Here is a 22,429-nt window from a genome sequence, read left to right as displayed (position 1 = left end):
GGGACGGGAGTTCGTCGGCAGCAGGGGGTTTCCAGGTGGACGGCATCAGTGGCGTCGTGTCCCGCATCGCGGACATCGAGGCCCGCATCCGCGCCCTGCAGCCCCCCGCTCCCCCCGCCCGGGCCGTGACGACCGGCACCACCGCCACCGCGTCCGGAGGCGCGACGAGCACCTCGTCGGGAACCTCCTTCGCGTCCGTGCTCTCGCAGCGCATCGCCACCACGTCCGGCACGTCCGGCACGTCGGGCGTGAGCACCGGGGGCGTCGCGGGGACCAGCCGGGCGCGCGACGCGAACGGGGTGCCGCTGGACCTGGTCAAGCACGGCAACGGCAAGATCCCGGCGGGCGCGCTGAGCAGCATCGGTCAGGGTTCGCACACGATGTGGGCGCCGGCCGCCCAGTCCTACCAGGAGCTGCGCGCGGCGGCCGCCCGCGACGGCATCACCATCAAGGTCACCGACTCCTACCGCTCCTACGAGCAGCAGGTCGACGTGGCCCGGCGCAAGGGGCTGTACTCCCAGGGCGGCCTGGCGGCGAAACCCGGCACCAGCGAGCACGGCTGGGGGCTGAGCCTCGACCTCGACCTGAAGGGCGAGGCGCTGACGTGGATGCGCGCGCACGCGAAGGAGTTCGGCTTCAGCGAGAACGTGCCCCGCGAGTCGTGGCACTGGACGTTCACGGGCTGACGCCCGCGCGCCGGGGCCGCCCGGTCAGCCCCTCACAGCAGGCCTTCCAGCTCGGCCGCCCAGTCCTCGGCCTGAGCCTCCGGTCCCGCGGCGTCCGCGTCCGGCACCGGCTGGAACCACACCACCTTGCCCGCATCCCGCTCCGGCGGCAGGGGTTCGACGCCCCAGGCCGAGGAGATCGACTCCACCAGCCGCAACCCGCGCCCCGTCGAGGCCGCCGGGCCGAACCGGCGCTGCTGGACGGCCGCGTCGGAGGAGTCGGCGACCTCGATGCGCGCCGCCCCACCCGGAGCGATCCGCACGGTGACGGTGACGGTGGTGCGGGCGTGGAGGACGGCGTTGGTGACGAGTTCGGAGACGCCCAGCTCGGCGGTCTCCTCCAGCTCCTCGGCGCCGGCCTCGCGCAGGAGGCGGCGCACGTGCCGGCGGGCCGTGGAGACCGCGCCGGGGTCGGGGTCCAGGTCCAGGGGTTCACCCACGACCCGCCACCGCACCTGCCCGTCCGGCACCGGGTGCGCTTCGGGCCCCCGCAGCGCTCGAGGCCGTTCGGGCGTGTGCTGCGGTCCCGGTTCCCGCCAGGGCAGGGGCGCGGCGCCGGCCAGCTGCCGCTCGAACTCGCCGAAGACCCACCGGCGGTACTCCGCCACCTCGGGCGCCGGGGGCAGGGTGAGCAGGTGCTCCTCGGCGCGGCAGAAGTCGTCCGCCTCCTCCAGCGCCGTCAGCACGCGCCGGGCGAAGGGGCCCGCCTCGGCGGGCAACCGGTAGGTGACGTCGCAGGACTGCCGCCCGGCCGCCGACGCGGCGTCCATGACGGCCGCGGGGCGCGCCAGCAGGTGCGCGTACGTGTTCTGCAGCTCCGCCGCCAGGTCCAGCAGCCGCTGGGGCAGCGCCGTGGCGGAGGGCTGGCCGGCACCGAACCGCAGCAGCGCGAGTTCCCGCAGGAGCCCCTCGGTGTACTGGGTGAACCGCTGGCGCAGGCGCAGCGGCAGGCCGCGGAGGTGCACCTGCGGCAGCACCGCACCGGCCTCGGTCTCCCGTCCCGGTGCCACGCCCCCCACGGGGCCCAGGCGCACGGCCAGGACCGCGATGTCGTCGCCGCCTGCGGGCTGCAGGCGGTCGAGCAGTTCCCGGCACAGGTGCGGCAGAAGCGCGTGCTCCAGGCCGGCCCCGGCCCGCAGCAGGCGCTGCAGCCCGTCCGTGAGGGACTCACCAGAGTGCTCGACGAGCCCGTCGCTGTAGAACACGACGGTCGCACCGGCCGGCAGGGACGCGTGCGCGTCGTGCCGCGGCAGGTCCGCCACGCCCAGGGGGAGGTCCGCCTCGGCCTGGAGGAACCGGGGTTCGGCGCCGGGCACGAGCAGCAGCGGCGGGGGGTGCCCGGCGCTGGACCACTGCACCTCCCAGCCGGCGCCCTCGGCCCGCAACCGGGCGTGGACGAGGGTGGCGACGTCGCTGGGCGCGAAGCGCTGCAGCACCCGGTCCAGCCGGGTGAGGATCTCCGAGGGCGGGGCCACGCGGTCGGCGGCGATCGCGCGCAGCTTGTGCCGGATCGCGCCCATGCGCGTCGCCGCGTGCAGGTCGTGCCCGGCGACGTCGCCGAGGACCAGGGCGGTGCTGAGGTCGGGCAGCTCGAACGCGTCGTACCAGTCGCCGCCGACCTGGGCGAGGTCGCTGGCGGGCTGGTACAGGCCGGCGAGCCGCAGCCCGCCGATCCGCTCGGGCAGCTGGGGCAGCAGGGCGCGCTGCATCTGCTCGGCCCGGTGCTGCTCGTGCCGCAGCAGCTGGGCGGTGTCGACCGTGGCGGCCGCCCGGGCGGCGAGGTCGGCGACGAACGCGACGTCCTCGTCGCGGAAGGGCCGGGGCGGGAGGGTGCGCACCAGGGTGATGGCGCCCAGGGTGCGCCCGCGCGCCCGCAGCGGGGCGACGATCGCCGCGGTGGTGCCCAGCTCGCGCACGAGCGACAACCGCTGCGTCCACGACTCGTCGCTGTCGTCGTCCACGGTGGACAGGTCCGCCACGTGCTGCAGGGGGGCGCCGTGCAGGACCTGCACCAGCGGGCTGCGCGTTCCCGGGTCCAGGGGCGGCAGCGGCCCCAGCCCGGCCAGGGCGCCGGCCTCCACGGCCGGGTCGTGGTGGACCAGCGCGACCCGCCGGGCCCGTGCACCGTCGGCCTCCAGCAGGTCGACCGCCACCCAGTCCGCGAGCGCCGGGACCACGCGTCGCGCGAGGCCGTCCAGGGCGCGGTCCAGGTCCGCGGGCCCCTCGGACAGCAGCTGGGAGACGTCGGCCAGCAGGGTCAGGCGCAGGTTGGCCGCCTCGGCCAGGGCGAGGCGGCGGCCGGGCCGGGCCGCGTCGTCGCGCTGGGTGCTGATGTCGTGCAGGGTGAGCACGCCACCGGTGAGGGTGCGGGCCAGGACCACGGGGGCGAAGGCCCAGGAGACCACCAGCAGGGTGCCGTCGGAGCGGGCGAGGGCGTCGCCGTGCCCGGCGGCGGGGCGGGCCTCGGTCAGCGCGGCGACGACGGGGCAGTCCTCGCGGGGGAAGGGGCTGCCGTCGAGGTGCTGGTGGTGCAGCCGCTCGTGCAGGGGCTCGCCGAGCAGCTCGCTCTCGGCGTAGCCCAGGAGCAGTTCGGCCCCGGGCGTCAGGGCGGTGATGAGGCCGTCGCGGTCCAGGGCGATGACGGCCACGGCCGGTCCGTCGAAGATCGCCGGCAGCAGGGAGGCCTCGATGGCCACCCGCGTGTCGCGGCCGTCGGGCGCCGGGGCGGGGTGAGCCCCGGGTGGGGCGTGGGGCGGCGGGTCACCCACTCCACTCACGCTCGGTAGCTCATTCGTCACTGAGCGGATGTTACGGGCTGGGTGCCCCGGTGAGCACAGCGTGCACCCCGGCCCCGCAGCGGGGGCGGCGCGCTCAGAGCTTGTCCAGCTTGGCCCCGTTCACCAGGCGGACCTCACCGGAGGAGAAGCGGACGGTGACCTGCTCGTCGGCACCGATCGCCACCACGGTGCCGAGGCCGTGGCGGTCGTGGGTGACGCGGTCGTCGACGGCGAACTCCGTCGGGGTCCGGGGGGCTGCGGGCTGGAACGGGCTGGTCGGGAGGTGACGCCGGGCCGCACTCGCGCGAGGGGACATGCTCCGAGTGTCCTCCACTCGGCGGGCTCCTGTGAACACCAGCGCCCCCGGATCGCCCGTCCGCCGCAGCGCCCGCACCCGGCGGCCCCCGCCCCGTCACCCCGACCCGGTTCCAGCGGGCGGGAACGCGCTCCCTGCGGGAACCTGGCCCCTCACCCCGCCCGACCGCACCCGCGGGGGCGGGACCGACGTCCAGAGAGGTGCTCCCGTGTCCGAGCGTCAGACCGTGATCCGTTCCATGCACGACATCGGCCTGGCGGCCTGGTTCGGCGGTTCCCTGTTCGGGGCCGTCGGCCTCAACGGCGCCTCGGCCGCCGTCTCCGACCCGCACGACCGCACCCACGTCGCGACCGCCGGCTGGGCGCGCTGGGCCCCGGTCAACGCCGCCGCCCTGGCCGTGCACAGCATCGGCGGCGTCGGCCTCATCCTGGGCAACCGCGGTCGGGTCGTGGGGCAGTCCGGCACCCGCGGCAACACCGCCCTCAAGGCTGGGCTGACGCTGGTCGCGATGGGCGTGACCGCCTACTCCGGCCTTCAGGGCGCGAAGCTGGGCAAGGACTCCCACGCCCCGGCCGCCTCCGGCGTCGACCCCCAGCAGGGCACTCCCGAGGACGTCGCGGGCGCGCAGCGCCGCCTGAAGGTGCTGCAGTGGAGCATCCCCGCCCTGACCGGCGTGCTGCTGGTCATGGGGGCCCAGCAGGGCGAGCAGCAGAAGGCCGGGCAGGTCGCGCAGGGTCTGCTGGGCAGCCTGAAGCGCTGACCCGGTCCCGGGGCGGGCCGGGCCACCGGCCCGCCCCGGGCGCGCTCAGGGCGTCGCGGCGAACCCGGGCGCGACGGTGCGCTGCGGGCCGTGGGACCGGGCGGGGCCGAGCACGCGGTCGGCGTAGTCGCGGGCGGCCAGCGGGCGCGAGAAGAGGTACCCCTGCCCGTACCGCACGCCGAGCTCGATGAGGCGCGCGCGCTGCTGCGGCGTCTCCACCCCCTCGGCCAGGACCTGCAGGTCCAGCGCGGCAGCCATGGCCTGCACCCCGGCGACGAGCTGGGCGTCGCCGTCGGCCACCGCGCCGACCACCGAGCGGTCCAGCTTGAGCACCTGCACCGGGAAGCGGCGCAGGTAGTCCAGCGAGGTGTACCCGGTGCCGTAGTCGTCGAGGTGGATCTCGACACCGGCGGCGCGCAGCTCCGCCAGGGAGCCCGCCGCGGGGCTGTCGACGGCCAGCTGCTGGTGCTCGGTGATCTCCAGGTGCAGCTGGGACGTCGGCACTCCCGCGTCGGCCAGCAGGGTCAGGACGCGCTCGGCCAGGGCGGGGTCGTCCAGGCTGGCGCGCGTGAGGTTCACGGCCACCGGCAGCTCACGCCGGCCCTGGTCGCGCCATCGGGAGAGCTGGTCCACCACCTCCTGCAGCACCGCGGCGTCCAGCTCGGCGTCCAGGTCGTTGGTGCTGACCAGGGCGAGGAACGCGTCGGGGGTCAGCAGGCCGTGCTGGGGGTGGCGCCAGCGCACCAGCGCCTCCGCACCCACCACCCGGCCCGAGGCCAGCTCCACGAGGGGCTGGTGGTGCACCTCCAGGTGCCCGACGTCGGGGGCCCGCCCCGCCAGGAGCCGGCGGACCTGACCGCTGAGGGTGTAGCGGCGGGCGACCTCCTCGCGCATGGCGGGGTGGAAGTCCACCGCCCGGCCACCGCCGGCGGACTTCGCGGCGTACATCGCCACGTCGGCGCGGGTCAGCAGCTCGGCCAGCGGCACCGGCGCCGCGGCGCCCTCGTGGGCGACGCCGACGCTGGCCCCCGCGCGCAGCACCAGACCCCCCACCACGACCGGCGCCTCCAGCGCGCGCACCAGGCGATCGGCCACCTCGCCGGCGCACCGGGCCGGGGCCAGGACGACGAACTCGTCCCCGCCCAGGCGGGCGACCACCCCGTCCCCCGCGCACACCTCGCGGGTGGCGCTCACGAGCCGGTCGCGCACCTGCAGCAGCAGGGCGTCGCCCACGTCGTGCCCGTGGGTGTCGTTGACCTGCTTGAAGTCGTCCAGGTCCAGCAGCAGCAGGCTGCGGCCGCCGAGGGCGGGCCGCTCGGCGTGCGCGCGGGCCAGCCCGCGCCGGTTCGCCAGGTCGGTCAGCGGGTCGTGCTCGGCCAGGTGCTCGCTGGCGCGCAGGGCGGCGGAGGCCCGCAGCAGGCACAGCGCCGCCACGAGCGCACCGGTCACCGGGACCGTCCAGCCCGGCAGGCCCGGCGCGCCGGCCGCCCGCGCGACCCACCACAGCGCGGCGGGCACGGCGACCAGCGGCAGCAGCCCCAGCAGGGCCCCCGAGGGGCGGCGACGGCGCGCGAACGTCTCGGCGGCGAAGGTCGCCGTCATGGACGGGTGCAGCGCGGCGAGCCCGAACAGCGCCAGGGCCGGCACGCCCAGGCCCTGCACCGCCTCCCCGGGCAGAGCCATGCGCCGCCCGTTCAGGGAGCAGGTCAGGTCGTAGACGATGACGAGCAGGCCGGCGGTGAGCAGCAGCCAGGAGCTGACCGGCAGGGCGCGGCGCGAGACGGTGAAGCGCAGCAGCACGCCCAGCAGGACCACGTCGGCGCTGGCGACCACCACACCGGTCACGTCCCCGTGGTCGGCCAGGACCACGGCCGCCAGCTGGGCGCCGACGAGCGCCACGACGGCGGCGATGACGGCCAGGTCGAGCCTGCCGCCGGGCGAGGGTTCCCGCCCCGCCTCCCGCCCCCGGGCCACGTGCAGCACGATCCCCGCCGCGAGCGCCTGACCGGCCCACACCAGGGCCGTCGGCGGGCCGTCCACCCGTCCGGTGACCTGCGCCAACCAGGGCGCAGCCCCCCACAGCGTCAGCGTCAGCGCCACCAGCCACCACGCGCCGCCGCGGGGGCGGTGCAGCGCGACGCCGAGCACCACCCCGGCCACCGAGGCGGCCGGCACCGCCAGCACCGCCGGCGCGCGCCACGCCGGCACGGCCAGCACCAGCGCGGACACGGCGAGCACGACGGCCAGGAGCACCCAGGTCGATCGGGCGCTCCAGCGGGCACGGCGAGAGGTCACGACCGGGCGTCGTCACGCGCGGGCGGCGGCTTGACGCCGTGTCACCCGACCGGCGCTCGGAAGTGCCGCTGCCGCCTGCTTCGAGGGCCGTCACCTGCTGCACGGCTACCCTGCGACCGTGAGCGAGAACCCGCTGACCGGAGCACGAGCGGACCTGCGACCGGGCGAGCTCGACGAGAAGCTCGGCATCCGCGTCCTGCGGGCATCGGCCGACGAACTGATCGCCACGATGCCGGTGGCGACGAACACCCAGTCGTTCGGCCTGCTGCACGGCGGGGCCTCGGCCGCGCTCGCGGAGGCGGTGGGTTCGTGGGCGGCCGTGATCCACGCCGGCCCGGGGCGCACCGCCGTGGGCGTCGAGCTGAACGTCACGCACCACCGCAGCGCCCGGGAGGGCACGATCACCGCCACCGCGACGCCGCTGCACCGCGGCCGCACCATGGCGACCTACCAGGTCTCCGTCGTCGACGACGCCGGCCGGGCGGTGTGCTCGGCGCGCATGACGTGCTACCTGAGCGACGAACGCCGCTGACGCCCCGGAACGGCTCCGTGGGCGTCAGCGGCGGTGCGGGCGGGCTCAGCGCGTCTTGGCGACCAGCGTCAGCACGTCGTAGGTGGCGACCGTCTCGTCGCGCTGGTTGAACAGCTGCGCGTCCCAGCGCACCTCGCCGTAGTCGGCGTCCACGCGCGGGGCGATGGACTTCGCCGTCAGCTGCACCCGGACCTCGTCCCCCGGGTACACGGGCGCGGTGAAGCGCAGGTTCTCCAGACCGTAGTTCGCCAGCACCGGGCCGGGGTCCGGCTGCACGAAGAGACCGGCGGCCAGGGAGACCAGGAAGTAGCCGTGGGCGACGCGCCCCTCGAAGAACGGGTTCGCGGCCGCGGCCTCCTCGTCGGTGTGGGCGTAGAACCGGTCACCGGAGAACTCGGCGAAGTGGTCGATGTCCTCCAGCGTGATGGTCCGGGGCCCGGCCTCGACGCTGTCACCGACGCGCAGTTCCGCCAGCGAGCGCTGGAACGGGTGCGTGTCCGGCGTGGTGCGCGGCGCCCCGGGCATCCAGGTGCCGGTGACGGCGGACAGCGCGCGCGGAGAACCCTGCAGGGCGCTGCGCTGCATGAAGTGCAGCACGCCGCGGATGCCGCCGAGCTCCTCGCCGTCACCGGCGCGGCCGGGTCCGCCGTGGGTCAGGTGCGGCAGGGGAGAACCGTGCCCGGTGGACTCCTTCGCGGAGTCGCGGTCGAGGACGAGCACCCGACCGTGCCAGGGAGCCACCCCGAGGACGACGTCGCGGACCACGTCCGGGTCGTTGGAGACGACCGAGCCGACGAGGCTGCCGCGCCCGCGCGCGGCCAGTTCCACGGCCTGCGCGGTGCTGCCGTAGCCGATGAGGGTGCTCACGGGGCCGAACGCCTCGACCTCGTGGACCTCGGCACGGCCGGCGTCCTCGGCGAGGAGCAGCAGCGGGGACAGGAACGCCCCCCGCTCGGCGTCGGCACCGACCGTCTCGACGTGCCCGGGGTCACCGGCGACGATCCGCGCACCGCGCTGCAGCTCGGCGACCCGGGCGCGGACCTCCTCGCGCTGGGCGAGGCTGACGAGCGCGCCCATGGTGACGCCCTCGGCCTGCGGGTGGCCCACCGTCACCTTCTGCGCGATGCGCTCGCGCACCGCCTCGGCGACGTCCCCGAGCAGCGCGTCGGGGACGAGGGCACGGCGGATGGCGGTGCACTTCTGCCCCGCCTTGGCGGTCATCTCGGTGACGAGCTGGCGCACGAACAGGTCGAACTCCGCCGTGCCCGGCACGGCGTCGGGCCCGAGCAGGGAGAAGTTCAGCGAGTCGGCCTCGGAGGTGAAGCGCACCCCGCCCTCGAGCACCGAGCGGTGCGAGCGCAGCGAGTTCGCGGTGGAGGCGGAACCGGTGAACGCGACGAGGTCCTGGTCGCCCAGGACGTCCAGCACCCCGCGCGCGCTGCCGGCCAGCAGCTGCAGGCTGCCCTCGGGCAGCAGGCCGCTGTCGAGGGCCTCGCGCACGACGAACTCGGTGAGGTAGGCGGTCTGGCTGGCCGGCTTGGCGATCGTGGGCACGCCGGCGAGGAAGGCCGGGGCGAACTTCTCGAGCATGCCCCAGACGGGGAAGTTGAAGGCGTTGATCTGCACGGCCACGCCGTGGCGGGAGGTGTAGACGTGCTGGCCGACGAACTGCCCGCCGCGCCCGAGCGCCTCGGTCGGGCCGTCGAGGTACACCGACCCGCCCGGCAGCTCCCGGCGGCCCTTGGAGCCGTACGTGAACAGCACGCCGATGCCGCCGTCGACGTCGACGAGGGAGTCGCGGCGGGTCGCGCCCGTGCGGGCCGAGAGGTCGTAGAACGCGTCCTTGCACCCGTTCAGGTGCTGGGCGAGCTGCTTGAGGACCAGGGCCCGCTCGTGGAACGTCATGGACCGCAGCGCGGGGCCACCCACGCGGCGGGCGTGCTCGGCCGCGCCGGCCGCGTCGGGGGCGCCGGTGCCGATGCGGGCGACGGGCTCGGAGGTCGCGGCGTCCAGCAGGGTGGTCGTCTCACCGGTGGGCCCGCTCCAGCGGCCGGCGATGAAGCTCTCCACGGTGGCGACGTCGCGCAGGGCAGTGACAGTCATCGATGACCTTCCCGGGGTGGTTGCGGCCGTAACCGACCGGACGTTCGGTTGGGAACTGTTCCAGGTGGATTCCGGACCGTCAAGACGCCGACGTGCCGCGAAGGCTCGTCACCAGGTGTAGAAGCCCCGACCGCTCTTGCGGCCCAGTTCCCCGCGCGCGACCTTCTCGCGCAGCAGCTGCGGCGGGGCGAACCGCGGGCCCAGGGTGCGTTCGAGGTGCTCGGCGATGCCGAGGCGGACGTCCAGGCCCACCAGGTCCGTCAGGCGCAGCGGGCCGACGGGGTGCTTGTACCCCAGCGCCATCGCCGCGTCGATGTCCTCGGCGCTGGCCACGCCCTCCTCCAGCATGCGCACGGCCTCCAGACCGAGCGCGACACCCAGGCGGCTGCTGGCGAAACCCGGTGAATCGCGCACCACGACGGCGGTCTTGCCCATCTGCTGCACCCAGCCGCGAGCGCGCTCCACCAGCTCGTCGGGAGTCCCCGGGCGCAGGACCACCTCGACCAGGGTGCTGGCGGGCACCGGGTTGAAGAAGTGCAACCCGATCAGCGACCGGTTCTCCGGCAGCGCCGCACCCAGTTCGGCGATGCTGATCGAGGAGGTGTTGGAGGCCAGCACCGCGTCCGGGGCGAGCACGGCGTCCAGCGCGCTCAGCACGCGCGCCTTGAGGGCGGGGTCCTCGGGCACGGCCTCGACGACCAGGCCGGCGGGAGCGAGGAACTGCGGCCCCTCTCCCACCTCCAGGCGCGCCAGGACGCCGTCGAGCTCCGCGGGGTCGAGGGTGCCGCGCTCGGTGCTGGCCCGCACGGCCTTCTCGACGTTCGCGCGGGCCGCCGCGACGCGCTCGGCGCCGGACTCGGCCACGCGCACGCGGCAACCCGCCAGCAGCAGGGCGTGGGCGATGCCGGAACCCATGCGCCCGCCGCCGAGGACGCCGGCGTCCTCGGGCAAGGACGACTGCGCGGGCGGGCGCGTCGCGGTGTCGGTGCTCGCGCTCACCGCCGGCCCCCCTCGTCCGTGCCCGTCGCGGGTGCGCCGCTGGTCCCCGCGGTGCGGGGGGCGCGCTTGCGCTCCAGGAAGGCGGTCATGCGCCGCTCCTTCTCCTCGGTCTCGAACAGGACCGCCTGAGCGACGTCGTCGAAGGCGGGGTGCGCGCCGGCGGGCACGCGCAGGGCGAGCTTGGTGAGGCGCAGGGCGAGTTCGCCGTTGCGCAGGACGCGGTCGGCCAGGCGGTGCGCGGCGGGGAGCAGGTCGTCCACCTCGACCACCTCGGTGACCAGGTGCGCGGCCAGGCACTCGCCGGCGTCGAGGACGCGCCCGGCCAGCAGCACCTCCTTGGCCAGCGGTTCGCCGACGAGGTCGCGCAACCGCCACGTCGCCCCGGCGGCGGCCATGATGCCCAGCCCGGCCTCGGGGTTGCCGAAGCGGGTGCGCGGAGTGGCGATGCGGAAGTCGCAGGCGTAGGCCAGTTCCGCACCTCCCCCCAGGGCGTGCCCGTCGACGGCGGCGATGCTCGGCAGCGGCAGCCTGGCGATGCGGTCGAAGACGCCGGAGTTGATGCCGCGCAGGGCGTCCTCGCGGCGGCGCTCGCGCAGCTGGCGGATGTCCGCCCCGGAGGCGAACACCCCGTCACCACCGGCGAGGACGAGGACCCTGGGTTCCTCCTCCAGCCGGGCGCACAACTCGTGCAGCTGCTCGACGAGGGCGGCGTCGATGGCGTTGCGGGTGGCCGGGCCGTCGATGCGCGCGACCACGCGGTCCTCGCGCTCGTCCACGAGCAGGGCGGTCGAGGTCCCCGCGCGCTCCTCCTGCACGGCGCTCACGCGTCGAAGTCCACGAGCACGCGCTCGCTGGTGGGGTGGGCCTGGCAGGTCAGCACGTACCCGGCGGCCTTCTCGGCCTCCTCCAGGGCGTAGTCGTGGTCCATGCGCACGCTGCCCTCCACGACCTTGGCCCGGCAGGTGCCGCACACCCCGCCCTTGCACGCGAAGGGCGCGTCGGCGCGCACCCGCAGGACGGCGTCGAGGACGGGTTCGTCCTCGGCGCCGAGCTCGATGGCGGTGCTGCGCCCGTCGAGCAGGACGGTGACGCTGCTGCGCGGCCCGCTGTCGCCGCTGCTGCTGCGCCGGCGCGGCGCGGGCCCCGCACCGGCGACGTGGAAGAGCTCGTGGTGCACGTCGGAGGTGTCCACACCGGACTCGAGCAGGGCCCGGCGGCACTCCTGGACCATCTCCGCGGGCCCGCAGAGGAACCACTCCTCGACGTCGTCCGGCTCCAGCACGCTCGTCAGCAGCAGCGCGAGCTTCTCGGCGTCGATGCGCCCGGACAGCAGCGGTGCGTCCTGCGCCTCGCGGGAGAGGACGTGGACCACCTGCAGGCGTTCCGGGTAGCGGTTCTTCAGGTCCGCCAGCTCCTCGAGGAACATCACGCTGGCGCTGGTGCGGTTTCCGTAGACGAGGGTGAAGCGGCTGCCCCCCTCCACCGCCAGGGCCGTCTCCACCAGGGAGATGACCGGGGTGATGCCGCTGCCGGCGGCGATGGCGGTGTAGTGCCGCGCGCGACCGGGCTCGAAGGAGATGCCGAACCGGCCGGCGGGGGTCATGACGTCGATCTCGTCGCCGGCGCGCAGCTCGGAGGTGGCCCACTCGCTGAAGACGCCGCCGTCGATGCGCTTGACGGCCACCCGCAGGCGACCGGTGCCGGCGGGCGCGCAGATGGAGTAGCTGCGCCGGGTCTCCTCGCCGTCGATGGTGCGGCGCAGGGTCAGGTGCTGGCCGGGGGTGAACTCGTAGAGGGCGCGCAGGTCCTCGGGGACCTCGAAGGAGATCGCGACGGCTTCGTCGGTCAGCCGTTCCACGTCGCTGACGCGCAGGGGGTGGAAGGACAACTGCTGGCGCCTCGCACGACCCGGCGCCGCGGCCTGCGCGGCGTTCTCCTGCACGGTCGTCATCGACTCGCTCCTCGTGCGTGCTCGTGGCCTGACGGCCCGGTGTCAGTGGTCCTTGAAGTGGTCGAACGGTTCGGCGCAGTCGCCGCACACCCACAGGGACTTGCAGGCGGTGGAGCCGAACCTGTTCAGCTCGCGGGTGCGCGGGGACCCGCAGCGCGGGCAGCGCAGCGACAGCGTCAGGGCCACCGCACCGCCGGGACGCCGCTGCGGCGGGGCGATGCCGTACTCGGCGAGCTTGCGCCGGCCGTCCTCGCTCATCCAGTCCGTCGTCCACGCCGGGCTGAGGGTGGTGACGACCTCGACGTCGCGGTAGCCGGCCTCGGCGAGGCGGGTGGTGATGTCCTCGCGGATCGTCCCGACCGCCGGGCACCCGGAGTAGGTCGGGGTGATGGTCACGCGCACCCGGCCGCCGTCCACCGCCACGTCGCGCAGGATCCCCAGGTCGGCGACCGTCAGGACCGGCACCTCCGGGTCCGGCACCTGCGAGGCGACGGCGCGGGCCCGCTCGACGTCGACGGGGTGCTCCGGGTGCCCGGGGTGCCGGGCGTGCTCGACCAGCCCGTTCACCACGTCGCCCCGGGGTGCGAGCGGTGCAGGTGCTGCATCTCCGCCAGCAGGTACCCGAAGCACTCGGTGTGCTCACCGCGGCGGCCTCCCGTCGCGGTGCGCCGGGCCGTCGGCCGTTGCAGCGTCGCCTCGGTGAGCACCGCGTCGATGTCGGCGTCCCACGCCGCGCGCAGCTGCGCCGGGTCGGTGGCCACGCCGCGCTCGACGAGGTCGCGCACGAGCTCGTCGGTCTCGAAGAGCTCCCCCACGAACGGCCACAGCCGCTGCAGGGCGGCCTGCACGCGGTGGTGGCTCTCCTCGGTGCCGTCGCCCAGGCGCAGGGTCCACTGCACGGCGTGGTCGCGGTGGTAGGCCACCTCCTTGACGCCCTTGGCCGCCACCCCGGCGAGGACCTCGTCCGCGCTGTCGACCAGGCGCTGCAGCAGCAGCAGCTGGTAGGTGGAGAAGAACAGCTGGCGCACGATGGTCTCGGCGAAGTCGCCGTCGGGCTGCTCGACGAGCTGGCAGTTGAGGAACTCGCGCTCGTCGCGGGTGAACGCCAGGGCGTCCTCGTCGCGACCGCGCCCCTCCAGCTGCCCGGCTCGCGCCAGCAGCGGCTGCGCCTGCCCCAGCAGGTCCAGGGCGATGTTGGCCAGCGCCACGTCCTCCTCGAGCTGCGGGGCGCGGGTCAGCTGAGCCCCCAGGCGCTGGCCGAGGACGAGGGCGTCGTCCGCCAGGCGCAGCAGGTAGGTCGCCACGGCGGCGTCGCCCGCCGCCCCGCCGCCCGCCGCCGGGGTGGCGGGTCCGGAGCCCGCGACCGGGGTCGGGGTGCTCACAGGTGCTGCACCCCCTCGGGCACGTCGTAGAAGGTCGGGTGCCGGTACGCCTTGTCCGCGGCCGGCGCGAAGAACGGGTCGCGCTCGTCGGGGCTGGACGCCGTGATCGCCGCAGCCGGCACGACCCACAGCGAGACGCCCTCCTGCCGGCGGGTGTACAGGTCGCGGGCGTTGCGCAGCGCCATGGTGGCGTCGGGGGCGTGCAGGCTGCCGACGTGGGTGTGCGAGAGGCCGCGGCGGCCCCGGACGAACACCTCCCACAACGGCCAGTCCCGCCGCGAGGCCGGGGTCGGCGCCGGCGATCCCGCAGGGACGCCCGCGACCGGTACCGCGCCGTGCCCGCCCTCGGCGCGCGCCGCGCCCGCGGGGTCCGTCAGCGCGTCCGCCGCGTCCTGCTCCTCGGGCACGTTCACGCCGCCACCGCCGCCTCGCGCTGCGCGACCTTGGCGGCGTAGGCGTCGGCCGCCTCGCGGACCCAGGCGCCGCGCTCGTGGGCCTGCACGCGCAGTTCCAGGCGCTGGGCGTTGCAGGGCCCGTTGCCGCGGATCACCTCGTTGAACTCGTCCCAGTCGATCGGGCCGTGGCGGTAGTGCCCCGTCTCGGGGTCCAGGCGCAGTTCGGGGTCGGGCAGGGTCAGCCCGAGGGCTTCGGCCTGCGGCACGGCCATGTCGATGAAGCGCTGGCGCAGCTCGTCGTTGGAGAAGCGCTTGATCTTCCACGCCATGGACCGCTCGCTGTTGGGCGAGGCGTCGTCCGGGGGGCCGAACATCATGATGGAGGGCCACCACCACCGGTCGACGGCGTCCTGAGCCATGGCGTGCTGCTCGGGGGTGCCGTGGGACAGGTGGTTGAGGATCTCGAACCCCTGCCGCTGGTGGAAGGACTCCTCCTTGCAGATGCGCACCATCGCCCGCGCGTAGGGGCCGTAGGAGCAACGGGTGATCGGCACCTGGTTGACGATCGCGGCGCCGTCGACGAGCCAGCCGATGGCTCCCATGTCGGCCCAGGTCAGCGTGGGGTAGTTGAAGATCGAGGAGTACTTCTGCTTGCCGGCGTGCAGCAGGTCGAGCAGTTCGGCGCGGTCCACTCCGAGGGTTTCCGCGGCGCTGTACAGGTACAGCCCGTGACCGGCTTCGTCCTGGACCTTGGCCAGCAGGATCATCTTGCGGCGCAGGCTGGGGGCGCGGGTGACCCAGTTGCCCTCCGGCTGCATGCCGATGATCTCCGAGTGGGCGTGCTGGGCGATCTGTCGCACGAGCGTCTTGCGGTACGCCTCGGGCATCCAGTCGCGCGGCTCGATGCGCTCGTCGGCGGCGACGGTCGCCTGGAAGCGGCGCTCCAGCTCCGCCTCGTCGGCCACCACCGCTCCCTGCTGGGACGGGGGGCACGCGGTCTGCACTGACACGGGATCCTCCTCGCAACCGACCGAACGTTCGGTTCAAGCTAGGCGCAGGGCAGCGCCGGCGTCAAGAGGAACACCCCCGCGGGCGGTCCGGCCACCGGGGCCGGGCGGGCGCCGGCGTCAGCGCGCGCGCAGCCCGTCGAGCGAGAGGGCCAGGACGGCGTCGGCCAACCGGGCCGCCGGGGGGCGCACGCCGTCGGGGCGGTCCTCACCGTCGCGCGCCCCGTCGGGGCGGTACCACTCGACGACCGAGTTGATCATCCCGAAGACCAGCCGGGTGATCAGGGCCGGGTCCAGGTCGCCGCGCAGCGCCCCCTCGTCGACCGCCTCCGCCGCCAGCGCCGCGACGAGCGCGTCGAACTCCCGGCGGCGCTGCAGGGCCCAGCGCTCGGTCTCGGTGTTCCCGCGCACGCGCAGCAGCAGCGTGACGTGCGGCAGCTCGGCCACCAGGACCTCCACCTCGCGGCGCAGCACGTGCTCCAGGCGGTCCAGCGCGCTCCCCTTGGTGGCGCCGGGTTCCTCCAGGACGGCGAACAGGGGATCCAGGGCCCGCTCCAGGGCCAGGCGCAGCAGGTGCTCCTTGCCGTCCACGTGGTGGTAGATCGACGACTTCGTCACCCCGGCGGCGCGCGCCAGGTCCTCCATGCTGGTGCCGTCGTAACCGCGCTCGGTGAAGACCCGGACAGCCACCTGGAGCAGCGAGGTGGTGTCGTAGCGCTGGACCCGGCGAGCGGACTGCGGAGCGGCCATGGACGCGAGCATGGCACGCTCCGCACGCGCACCGGCGAGGCCGGGACCGCGGTAGCACCACGACGCCGTGCGCCTGCGACACGACCCCCGTGCGGGCGACCGCTTGACAGGCTCCGGGCGGACCCCGTAAACCGAACGTTCGGTCGACAAAGCGCTCGAGGACGAGGCAGCGACCACGATCGCGAGGAGGCGACCATGACCGCGCAGCCCCCACCCGCGCCGACGCCGCCCACGGCTGCGGGCGTCGCCGGCATGCAGGCCGCGGACGCCGTGCTGGCCGACCTGGGGCTGGAGCTGCTCGGCGTCGGCGAGGGCACCGCCAAGGTCGGCCTGACCGTGCGGGCGAGCATGACCAACGGGTACGGCAACACCCACGGCGGGTACCTCTTCCTCCTGGCCGACACCGCCTTCGCCTACGCCTGCAACAGCCGCGGCACCGCTACCGTCGCCGCCGGTGCCGACATCGCGTTCCTCGAGCCCACCCGGGCCGGTGACACCCTGGTCGCCACCGCCGAGGAACGCGTGCTGCGCGGGCGCAGCGGCCTCTACGACGTCCGCGTCGAGTGCGGCGACCGCGTCGTCGCGGAGTTCCGCGGCCGCAGCAGGGCCGTGCCGCTGCGCCCGGCCGAACCCCTCCGCTGACGACCCGCTCCACCGGCGCCCGCCCCGACGACCAGCTGCCCCGAAGAAGGAGGACCCATGACCGGCACCGCCTACCTGGTGGACGGCGTCCGCACCCCCGTCGGCCGCTACGGCGGGGCGCTGGCGAGCGTGCGCCCCGACGACCTCGCCGCGCACGTGCTGCGCGAGCTGGCCGGGCGCAACCCCGGCGTGGACCTGGAGGCCGTCGACGACGTCGTGCTCGGCTGCGCCAACCAGGCCGGGGAGGACAACCGCGACGTCGCCCGCATGGCGCTGCTGCTGGCCGGCTACCCGCAGACCGTGCCCGGCACCACGGTGAACCGGCTGTGCGGCTCCGGCGCCGACGCCGTCGCGATCGCCGCGCGCAGCATCGCCGCGGGCGAGGCCGACCTCGTCGTGGCCGGCGGCGTGGAGAGCATGTCGCGCGCGCCCTTCGTCATGCCCAAGGCCGACAAGCCCTTCTCCCGCGCGGTGGAGGTCCACGACACCACGATCGGCTGGAGGTTCGTCAACCCGGCCCTGGAAGCGGCGTACGGCACGGACTCCATGGGCCAGACGGCCGAGAACGTCGCCGAGCTCGACCGCGTCTCCCGCGAGGACCAGGACGCCTTCGCGCTGCGCAGTCAGCAGCGCGCCGCCGCCTCCCGCGACGTCTTCGCCGAGGAGATCGCACCGGTCACGGTCCCCGGCAAGCGCGGCGAGACGGTGGTCGCCCTGGACGAGCACCCGCGCGAGACGTCCCTGGAAGCGCTGGCCGGGCTGCGCCCGGCGTTCCGCGAGGGCGGCAGCGTCACCGCCGGCAACAGCTCCGGCGTCAACGACGGCGCCTCCGCGCTGCTGATCGCCTCTGAGGAGGCGGTGCGCCGCTACGACCTGCAGCCGATCGCGCGCGTCCTGGGCGCGGCCAGCGCGGGGGTGCAGCCGCGCGTGATGGGTCTGGGGCCGGTGCCGGCCACCGAGAAGCTGCTCAAGCGATCCGGCTTGGGCATCAGCGAGATCGACGTCGTCGAGCTCAACGAGGCCTTCGCCGCCCAGGCCCTGGCGGTGCTGCGCCGGCTGGGCCTGCCCGACGACGCCGAGCACGTCAACGCTCACGGCGGCGGCATCGCGCTGGGCCACCCGCTGGGTTCCACCGGCTCGCGGCTGGTGCTCACCGCCGCCCGCGAACTGCAGCGCCGCGGCGGTCGGTACGCCGTGGCCACCATGTGCATCGGTGTCGGTCAGGGCATCTCGGTGCTCCTCGGCGCTGCCTGAGGCGCCACCCGGCCGAGCACCCGGCCATCAGCGGTCCTCGCCCCCACCAGCCCGTCACCGTCGACCTGGAGCCCCCGTGGAGAACCTCAGCCCCCGCCCCGGCGACCTCGAGCCCATCGAGACCGCCTCCCGCGACGAGATCGAAGCGCTGCAGCTGCAGCGGATGCAGTGGTCCCTGCAGCACGCCTACGAGAACGTCCCCCACTACCGCGACGCCTTCGACGCGCTCGGCGTGCACCCCAAGGACCTGCACGAGCTGTCGGACCTGTCGAAGTTCCCCTTCACGATGAAGGCGGACCTGCGGGCCAACTACCCGTTCGGGATGTTCGCCGTCCCGCAGGAGCAGGTCTCCCGCATCCACGCCTCCTCCGGCACCACCGGCCAGCCCACCGTCGTCGGCTACACCGCCGGTGACATCCGCAACTGGTCGCAGGTCGTGGCCCGGTCCCTGCGCGCGGCCGGCGCCCGCCCCGGGCACAAGGTCCACGTCGCCTACGGCTACGGCCTCTTCACCGGCGGGCTGGGCGCCCACTACGGCGCGGAGGCGCTGGGGTGCACCGTCATCCCCGTCTCCGGCGGCCAGACCGAGCGGCAAGTGCGCCTGATCCAGGACTTCGCCCCCGACGTCATCATGGTCACCCCCACCTACATGCTGGCGATCCTCGACGAGATGCGCCGCCAGGGTGTCGACCCGCGCAGCACCTCGCTGAAGGTGGGCGTCTTCGGCGCCGAGCCGTGGACCGACCAGATGCGTGAGGAGGTGCAGGGCAGCCTGGACATGCACGCCGTGGACATCTACGGCCTCTCGGAGGTCATGGGGCCGGGCGTGGCCAGCGAGTGCGTGGAGACCAAGGACGGCCTGCACGTGTGGGAGGACCACTTCTACCCCGAGGTCATCGACCCCGTCAGCGGGGCGGTCCTGCCCGACGGCGAGTACGGCGAACTGGTGTTCACCTCCCTGACCAAGGAGGCCATGCCGGTGGTGCGCTACCGCACGCGCGACCTGACGCGCATCCTTCCGGGCACTGCGCGCAGCTTCCGGCGCATCGAGAAGATCACCGGCCGCACCGACGACATGATGATCCTGCGCGGCGTGAACGTCTTCCCCACCCAGATCGAGGAGCTCATCCTCCGCACGCCTGAACTGTCCCCGCACTTCCAGTGCGTGCTGGTGCGTCCGGGTCGCATGGACGAGATGGTCGTGCGCGTGGAACGGCGCGAGGACTGCACCGCCGAGACCGCCGAGGCCGCCGGGGTGCTCCTGTGCAAGCTGATCAAGCACAACATCGGCGTGACCGTGAAGGTCGAGGTCGTCGACCCCGACGGCATCGAGCGCTCCGTCGGCAAGATGCGCCGCATCGTCGACCTGCGCCCGAAGGCGTGAGCGTGCCCAGTGGGACGACCCCGCCCGAACCGGGCGCCTCCCCGGTGGTCTCGCTCACCGTCGAGGCCGGCGCCGCCGTGCTCACCCTGGACCGTCCCGCGCGCCACAACGCCCTGGACCTGGACGCCGCGGCCGAGCTCGCCGACGCGCTGAGCGACGTCGAGGCGCGCACCGGCTCCGGCGAGGTGCGCGCGCTGGTGCTCACGGGTGCCGGCGGGGCCTTCTGCGCCGGCCGGGACATCTCCGGCGTCGACCCCGCCGCCGAGGACGCCGGTGCCGTGCTCGAGGAGGTCTTCAACCCCCTCGTGCAGCGCCTGACCGACCTGTCCGTGCCCACCCTCGCCGCCGTCGAGGGCCCCGCCCTGGGTGTCGGGCTGGGCCTGGCGCTGGCCTGCGACCTCGTCCTGGCGGGCGAGGACGCCAAGCTCGGTTCCCCCTTCGCGCGCCTGGGCGCCGTCCTGGACTCCGGTGGGCACCTGCTGCTGACCGAACGGGTCGGACGCGCCCGCGCGCTGGAACTGATCTACACCGCGCGCCTGCTCAGCGGGACCGAGGCCGCCGCCTGGGGCCTGATCACCCGCGCCGTCGCCCCCGGCACCGCGCTCCCCGAGACCCGGCAGCTCGCCGGCGCCCTGGCCGCCGGCCCCACCGCGGCCTTCACCGCGAGCAAGCGGCTGCTGGCGCGCATCCGCGACGAGGCGCTACCGCTGCCGGAAGTGCTGTCCCTGGAGGCGCAGGCCCAGCGCGAGGCCAGCAGGAGCGCCGACTACCGCGAGGGTTTCGCCGCCTTCCAGGCCAAGCGGGTCCCCGTCTTCACCGGTTCCTGAGGTCCACGCACCACGGCCCCGGAGCACCTCTGGTTGACTGTCGGAGCGCAGCGGCCCGGCCCGCGCCGCGCAGCGCCGGGGCGTTCTCCGGCCCGGCAGCACCACCGCCACCGCAGAACCCGACGACACCGCCTACCGGACGATGGAGTTCCCATGGCAAGCACCACGAGCTCAGCCGCGCGCCAGCGCCTCACCCCTGACGAGCGGAGGGTCCTCGCCGGCACCCTCGCCGGCACCACCATCGAGTGGTACGACTTCTTCGTGTACGCCCAGGCGGCCGGTCTCGTGCTGGCACCGCTGTTCCTGGCGCCGCTCAGCGAGTCCTCACCCGGCCTCGCCACCGTCGTCTCGCTGGCCACCATCGGCATCAGCTTCCTGTTCCGCCCGCTGGGCGCCGTCCTCGCCGGCCGGTTCGGCGACCGCCTCGGCCGCAAGAGGATGCTCGTGCTGACCCTGCTGCTGATGGGCTCGGCCACCGCCCTGATCGGCCTGCTGCCCACCTACGCGAGCATCGGCGTGGCCGCCCCGGTCCTGCTCGTGCTGCTGCGCGTCCTGCAGGGCTTCTCCGCGGGCGGCGAGTGGGGCGGGGCGGCCCTGATGTCCGTGGAGCACGCCCCGGTCGGCCGGCGCGGGCTCTTCGGCGCCTACCCGCAGGTCGGGGTCCCGCTCGGGCTGATCCTGGCGACCGCCGTGCTGTGGGTGCTGACCACCTCCACCACGCCCGCGCAGTTCGAGTCGTGGGGCTGGCGGGTGCCGTTCCTGCTCTCCGTGGTCCTCATCGCCGTGGGTTACGTCATCCGCCGCTCGGTGGAGGAGAGCCCGGTCTTCCAGGACATGCTGCAGCGCAAGCGCGAGTCGGCGACCCCGCTGCGCGACCTGTTCCGCCGCAACACCCGCGGCGTGCTGCTCTCAGCGCTGATCTTCGTCGCCAACAACGCCGCCGGGTACCTCGTCATCGTCTTCTTCATCACCTACGCCACCGGAACGCTCGGCATGGAGCGCCCACCGGTCCTGCTGGCGACCGTCTTCGCCTCGCTGGGCTGGTTCACCTTCACCCTGTACGGCGGTGCGCTGTCGGACCGCATCGGCCGGGTGCGCACCTTCCAGGTCGGGTACGCGCTCATGTTCGTCTGGCTCATCCCGATGTTCCTGCTCATCGAGACGGCGAACGTCTGGCTGTTCGGCGCCTCGATCTTCGTGCTGACCATCGGACTGGGCCTGTCGTACGGACCCATGTCGGCGATGTACGCGGAGATGTTCCCCACCTCGGTGCGCTACTCCGGGGTGTCCATCGGCTATGCGCTGGGCGCCATCCTCGGAGGCGCCTTCGCCCCCACCATCGCCGAGCTGCTCATCCGCTCCACCGGGACCTCGGTGGCCGTGGGCGTCTACGTCATGGTGCTGTGCCTGATCTCCGGGGCGGCGGTCACGATCGCCGGTGAGACGCGCGGGAACGACCTGCACGTGGCCGACGAACAGGACCAGCCCTCCGGCGCCGGCCGAACGCCCCGCAACCCCTGAGGACGCTGCGCCGGGAGGCCACGGGCGTCGAGAGCCGCCGTCCTGGGGCCCTCGGCCCGCGGGGCTCCGCGGGAGAGCGGGGTCGCGCCGGGCTCAGGCGGGGAACGACGACGTCGCCGAAGCACCGAAGTCGGCGAGCAGGTGCGTGCCGTTGACCGCGCGCGCGAGGGGTGAGAGCAGGAACAGCACCAGGTGCGCGACCTCCTCCGGAGCCTGGACGGGGTAGGGCGCCTCGCCGAACCCCTGAGGAGCCTGCAGGTCGGTGCGCGACATCGGGGTGTCGACGATGCTGGGGCAGACGCTGTTCACGCGCACACCCGCACCGGCCAGGTCGACGGAGAGGCTGCGCCCGAGCGCGAGCACAGCACCTTTGGAGGTGCAGTACGGCACCATCCCCGGTGCGGCGGTGAACGCCGAGTCGGAGGCGAGCAGCACGACGGCAGGGTCGCGCCCGGCGCTCAGGGGTGCGGCGGCGTGCTTGACCGTGAGGAAGGCGCCGACCGTGTTGACCGCCGTCACGCGCTCGAAGTCCGCCAGCGCCACGTCTGCGGCACCGATCCCCACCGGCCCGGACACCCCGGCGCAGCACACCAGGCCGTCCAGCCCGCCGAGCTCCCCCACGGCCTGACCCACGGCCCGCGCGACCTGCTCCTCGTCGGTGACGTCCGCACGCACGTCGGCCCCCCCGGCGAGGTCGAGGGCCAGGGCGCGCGCCCCTTCGGAGCGCAGGGCGCGCACCACGGCCGCACCGATGCCCGAAGCGCCACCCGTGACCAGGACGGCGCGTCCCGCGAGTCGGAGGTCCACGC

At 74.7% G+C, this 22,429-nt stretch carries 21 protein-coding genes; 8 read left to right on the top strand and 13 right to left on the bottom strand.

What is annotated here, in order from left to right; all coding sequences use genetic code 11:
• Nucleotides 1–35 precede the first annotated feature (35 nt).
• The gene (locus ACRYR9_RS02390; protein WP_432492510.1) at nt 36–686 is read left to right on the top strand and encodes a M15 family metallopeptidase; all 651 of its coding nucleotides are present in this window, start codon (nt 36–38) and stop codon (nt 684–686) included.
• A gap of 32 nt (nt 687–718) precedes the next feature.
• Here ACRYR9_RS02390 and ACRYR9_RS02385 read toward each other — a convergent pair whose 3' ends face one another.
• Together ACRYR9_RS02385 and ACRYR9_RS02380 are read right to left on the bottom strand one after the other, a co-directional pair.
• Nucleotides 719–3,421 (bottom strand): ATP-binding SpoIIE family protein phosphatase, encoded by a 2,703-nt coding sequence (locus ACRYR9_RS02385; protein ID WP_432492508.1) that lies wholly within the window; start codon nt 3,419–3,421, stop codon nt 719–721.
• A 175-nt stretch (nt 3,422–3,596) separates the two neighbouring features.
• Nucleotides 3,597–3,818, bottom strand: a complete 222-nt coding sequence (locus ACRYR9_RS02380) for a hypothetical protein (RefSeq protein WP_432492506.1) — start codon at nt 3,816–3,818, stop codon at nt 3,597–3,599.
• A 208-nt stretch (nt 3,819–4,026) separates the two neighbouring features.
• On the opposite strand from ACRYR9_RS02380, the gene ACRYR9_RS02375 reads away from it, so the two are divergent.
• A complete protein-coding gene (locus tag ACRYR9_RS02375; protein ID WP_432492504.1) occupies nt 4,027–4,578 on the top strand; it encodes a hypothetical protein in 552 nt (183 codons plus the stop codon).
• Nucleotides 4,579–4,623: 45 nt separating this feature from the next.
• On the opposite strand, the gene ACRYR9_RS02370 is transcribed toward ACRYR9_RS02375, so the two are convergent.
• The gene (locus ACRYR9_RS02370; protein WP_432491599.1) at nt 4,624–6,873 is read right to left on the bottom strand and encodes a putative bifunctional diguanylate cyclase/phosphodiesterase; all 2,250 of its coding nucleotides are present in this window, start codon (nt 6,871–6,873) and stop codon (nt 4,624–4,626) included.
• Between the two features lie 118 nt (nt 6,874–6,991).
• Here ACRYR9_RS02370 and ACRYR9_RS02365 point away from each other — a divergent pair, with 118 nt between their 5' ends.
• A complete protein-coding gene (locus tag ACRYR9_RS02365; protein WP_432491597.1) occupies nt 6,992–7,405 on the top strand; it encodes a PaaI family thioesterase in 414 nt (137 codons plus the stop codon).
• 45 nt (nt 7,406–7,450) lie between these two features.
• Here the strand turns inward: ACRYR9_RS02365 and paaZ are convergent, their stop codons facing one another.
• The 9 genes from paaZ to ACRYR9_RS02320 all read right to left on the bottom strand — a co-directional run bounded on the left by paaZ (nt 7,451) and on the right by ACRYR9_RS02320 (nt 15,992).
• On the bottom strand, nt 7,451–9,508 hold the full coding sequence (paaZ, locus tag ACRYR9_RS02360; RefSeq protein WP_432491595.1) for a phenylacetic acid degradation bifunctional protein PaaZ: 2,058 nt from the start codon (nt 9,506–9,508) through the stop codon (nt 7,451–7,453).
• A 108-nt stretch (nt 9,509–9,616) separates the two neighbouring features.
• A complete protein-coding gene (locus ACRYR9_RS02355; RefSeq protein WP_432491593.1) occupies nt 9,617–10,507 on the bottom strand; it encodes a 3-hydroxyacyl-CoA dehydrogenase family protein in 891 nt (296 codons plus the stop codon).
• Nucleotides 10,504–11,331 carry an enoyl-CoA hydratase/isomerase family protein gene (locus ACRYR9_RS02350; RefSeq protein ID WP_432491591.1) on the bottom strand — a complete coding sequence of 276 codons (828 nt, stop codon included), beginning with the start codon at nt 11,329–11,331 and terminating at the stop codon, nt 10,504–10,506. The genes ACRYR9_RS02355 and ACRYR9_RS02350 overlap by 4 nt, the downstream gene beginning before the upstream one ends.
• On the bottom strand, nt 11,328–12,458 hold the full coding sequence (gene paaE, locus ACRYR9_RS02345) for a 1,2-phenylacetyl-CoA epoxidase subunit PaaE (protein ID WP_432491589.1): 1,131 nt from the start codon (nt 12,456–12,458) through the stop codon (nt 11,328–11,330). Before paaE ends, ACRYR9_RS02350 begins: the two co-directional genes overlap by 4 nt.
• Nucleotides 12,459–12,500: 42 nt before the next feature.
• A complete protein-coding gene (gene paaD / locus ACRYR9_RS02340) occupies nt 12,501–13,025 on the bottom strand; it encodes a 1,2-phenylacetyl-CoA epoxidase subunit PaaD (RefSeq protein WP_432491628.1) in 525 nt (174 codons plus the stop codon).
• A complete protein-coding gene (gene paaC / locus ACRYR9_RS02335) occupies nt 13,022–13,840 on the bottom strand; it encodes a 1,2-phenylacetyl-CoA epoxidase subunit PaaC (RefSeq protein ID WP_432491587.1) in 819 nt (272 codons plus the stop codon). The genes paaD and paaC overlap by 4 nt, the downstream gene beginning before the upstream one ends.
• A complete protein-coding gene (gene paaB, locus ACRYR9_RS02330; protein ID WP_432491626.1) occupies nt 13,837–14,247 on the bottom strand; it encodes a 1,2-phenylacetyl-CoA epoxidase subunit PaaB in 411 nt (136 codons plus the stop codon). Before paaB ends, paaC begins: the two co-directional genes overlap by 4 nt.
• 2 nt (nt 14,248–14,249) lie before the next feature.
• Complete coding sequence (gene paaA / locus ACRYR9_RS02325) at nt 14,250–15,203, bottom strand: 1,2-phenylacetyl-CoA epoxidase subunit PaaA (RefSeq protein ID WP_432491623.1); 954 nt, start codon at nt 15,201–15,203, stop codon at nt 14,250–14,252.
• A gap of 159 nt (nt 15,204–15,362) precedes the next feature.
• Nucleotides 15,363–15,992, bottom strand: coding sequence for a TetR/AcrR family transcriptional regulator (locus tag ACRYR9_RS02320; RefSeq protein WP_432491585.1), 630 nt, complete (start codon nt 15,990–15,992; stop codon nt 15,363–15,365).
• A 195-nt stretch (nt 15,993–16,187) separates the two neighbouring features.
• Here ACRYR9_RS02320 and paaI point away from each other — a divergent pair, with 195 nt between their 5' ends.
• The 5 genes from paaI to ACRYR9_RS02295 all read left to right on the top strand — a co-directional run bounded on the left by paaI (nt 16,188) and on the right by ACRYR9_RS02295 (nt 21,620).
• Nucleotides 16,188–16,634, top strand: a complete 447-nt coding sequence (gene paaI, locus ACRYR9_RS02315; protein ID WP_432491583.1) for a hydroxyphenylacetyl-CoA thioesterase PaaI — start codon at nt 16,188–16,190, stop codon at nt 16,632–16,634.
• A 57-nt stretch (nt 16,635–16,691) separates the two neighbouring features.
• Nucleotides 16,692–17,888 (top strand): 3-oxoadipyl-CoA thiolase, encoded by a 1,197-nt coding sequence (gene pcaF, locus ACRYR9_RS02310; RefSeq protein ID WP_432491581.1) that lies wholly within the window; start codon nt 16,692–16,694, stop codon nt 17,886–17,888.
• 76 nt (nt 17,889–17,964) lie between these two features.
• Nucleotides 17,965–19,272, top strand: a complete 1,308-nt coding sequence (paaK, locus tag ACRYR9_RS02305; RefSeq protein WP_432491579.1) for a phenylacetate--CoA ligase PaaK — start codon at nt 17,965–17,967, stop codon at nt 19,270–19,272.
• Between the two features lie 2 nt (nt 19,273–19,274).
• Nucleotides 19,275–20,099, top strand: a complete 825-nt coding sequence (locus ACRYR9_RS02300; RefSeq protein WP_432491577.1) for an enoyl-CoA hydratase-related protein — start codon at nt 19,275–19,277, stop codon at nt 20,097–20,099.
• 153 nt (nt 20,100–20,252) lie between these two features.
• Nucleotides 20,253–21,620 carry an MFS transporter gene (locus tag ACRYR9_RS02295; RefSeq protein ID WP_432491575.1) on the top strand — a complete coding sequence of 456 codons (1,368 nt, stop codon included), beginning with the start codon at nt 20,253–20,255 and terminating at the stop codon, nt 21,618–21,620.
• Between the two features lie 93 nt (nt 21,621–21,713).
• Here ACRYR9_RS02295 and ACRYR9_RS02290 read toward each other — a convergent pair whose 3' ends face one another.
• Nucleotides 21,714–22,427 carry an SDR family NAD(P)-dependent oxidoreductase gene (locus ACRYR9_RS02290; protein ID WP_432491573.1) on the bottom strand — a complete coding sequence of 238 codons (714 nt, stop codon included), beginning with the start codon at nt 22,425–22,427 and terminating at the stop codon, nt 21,714–21,716.
• Nucleotides 22,428–22,429: the final 2 nt, after the last annotated feature.

Source organism: Kineococcus auxinigenes (genome assembly GCF_050871525.1).
Classification (GTDB): domain Bacteria; phylum Actinomycetota; class Actinomycetes; order Actinomycetales; family Kineococcaceae; genus Kineococcus.
This window is presented reverse-complemented; position numbering and strand designations above follow the sequence as displayed.

Coding starts and splice junctions, on each gene's coding strand:
- ACRYR9_RS02380 (WP_432492506.1), bottom strand. CDS start 3,818: ATGTCCCCTCGCGCGAGTGCGGCCCGGCGTCACCTCCCGACCAGCCCG.
- paaZ (WP_432491595.1), bottom strand. CDS start 9,508: ATGACTGTCACTGCCCTGCGCGACGTCGCCACCGTGGAGAGCTTCATC.
- paaE (WP_432491589.1), bottom strand. CDS start 12,458: ATGACGACCGTGCAGGAGAACGCCGCGCAGGCCGCGGCGCCGGGTCGT.
- ACRYR9_RS02320 (WP_432491585.1), bottom strand. CDS start 15,992: ATGGCCGCTCCGCAGTCCGCTCGCCGGGTCCAGCGCTACGACACCACC.
- paaI (WP_432491583.1), top strand. CDS start 16,188: ATGACCGCGCAGCCCCCACCCGCGCCGACGCCGCCCACGGCTGCGGGC.
- pcaF (WP_432491581.1), top strand. CDS start 16,692: ATGACCGGCACCGCCTACCTGGTGGACGGCGTCCGCACCCCCGTCGGC.
- ACRYR9_RS02295 (WP_432491575.1), top strand. CDS start 20,253: ATGGCAAGCACCACGAGCTCAGCCGCGCGCCAGCGCCTCACCCCTGAC.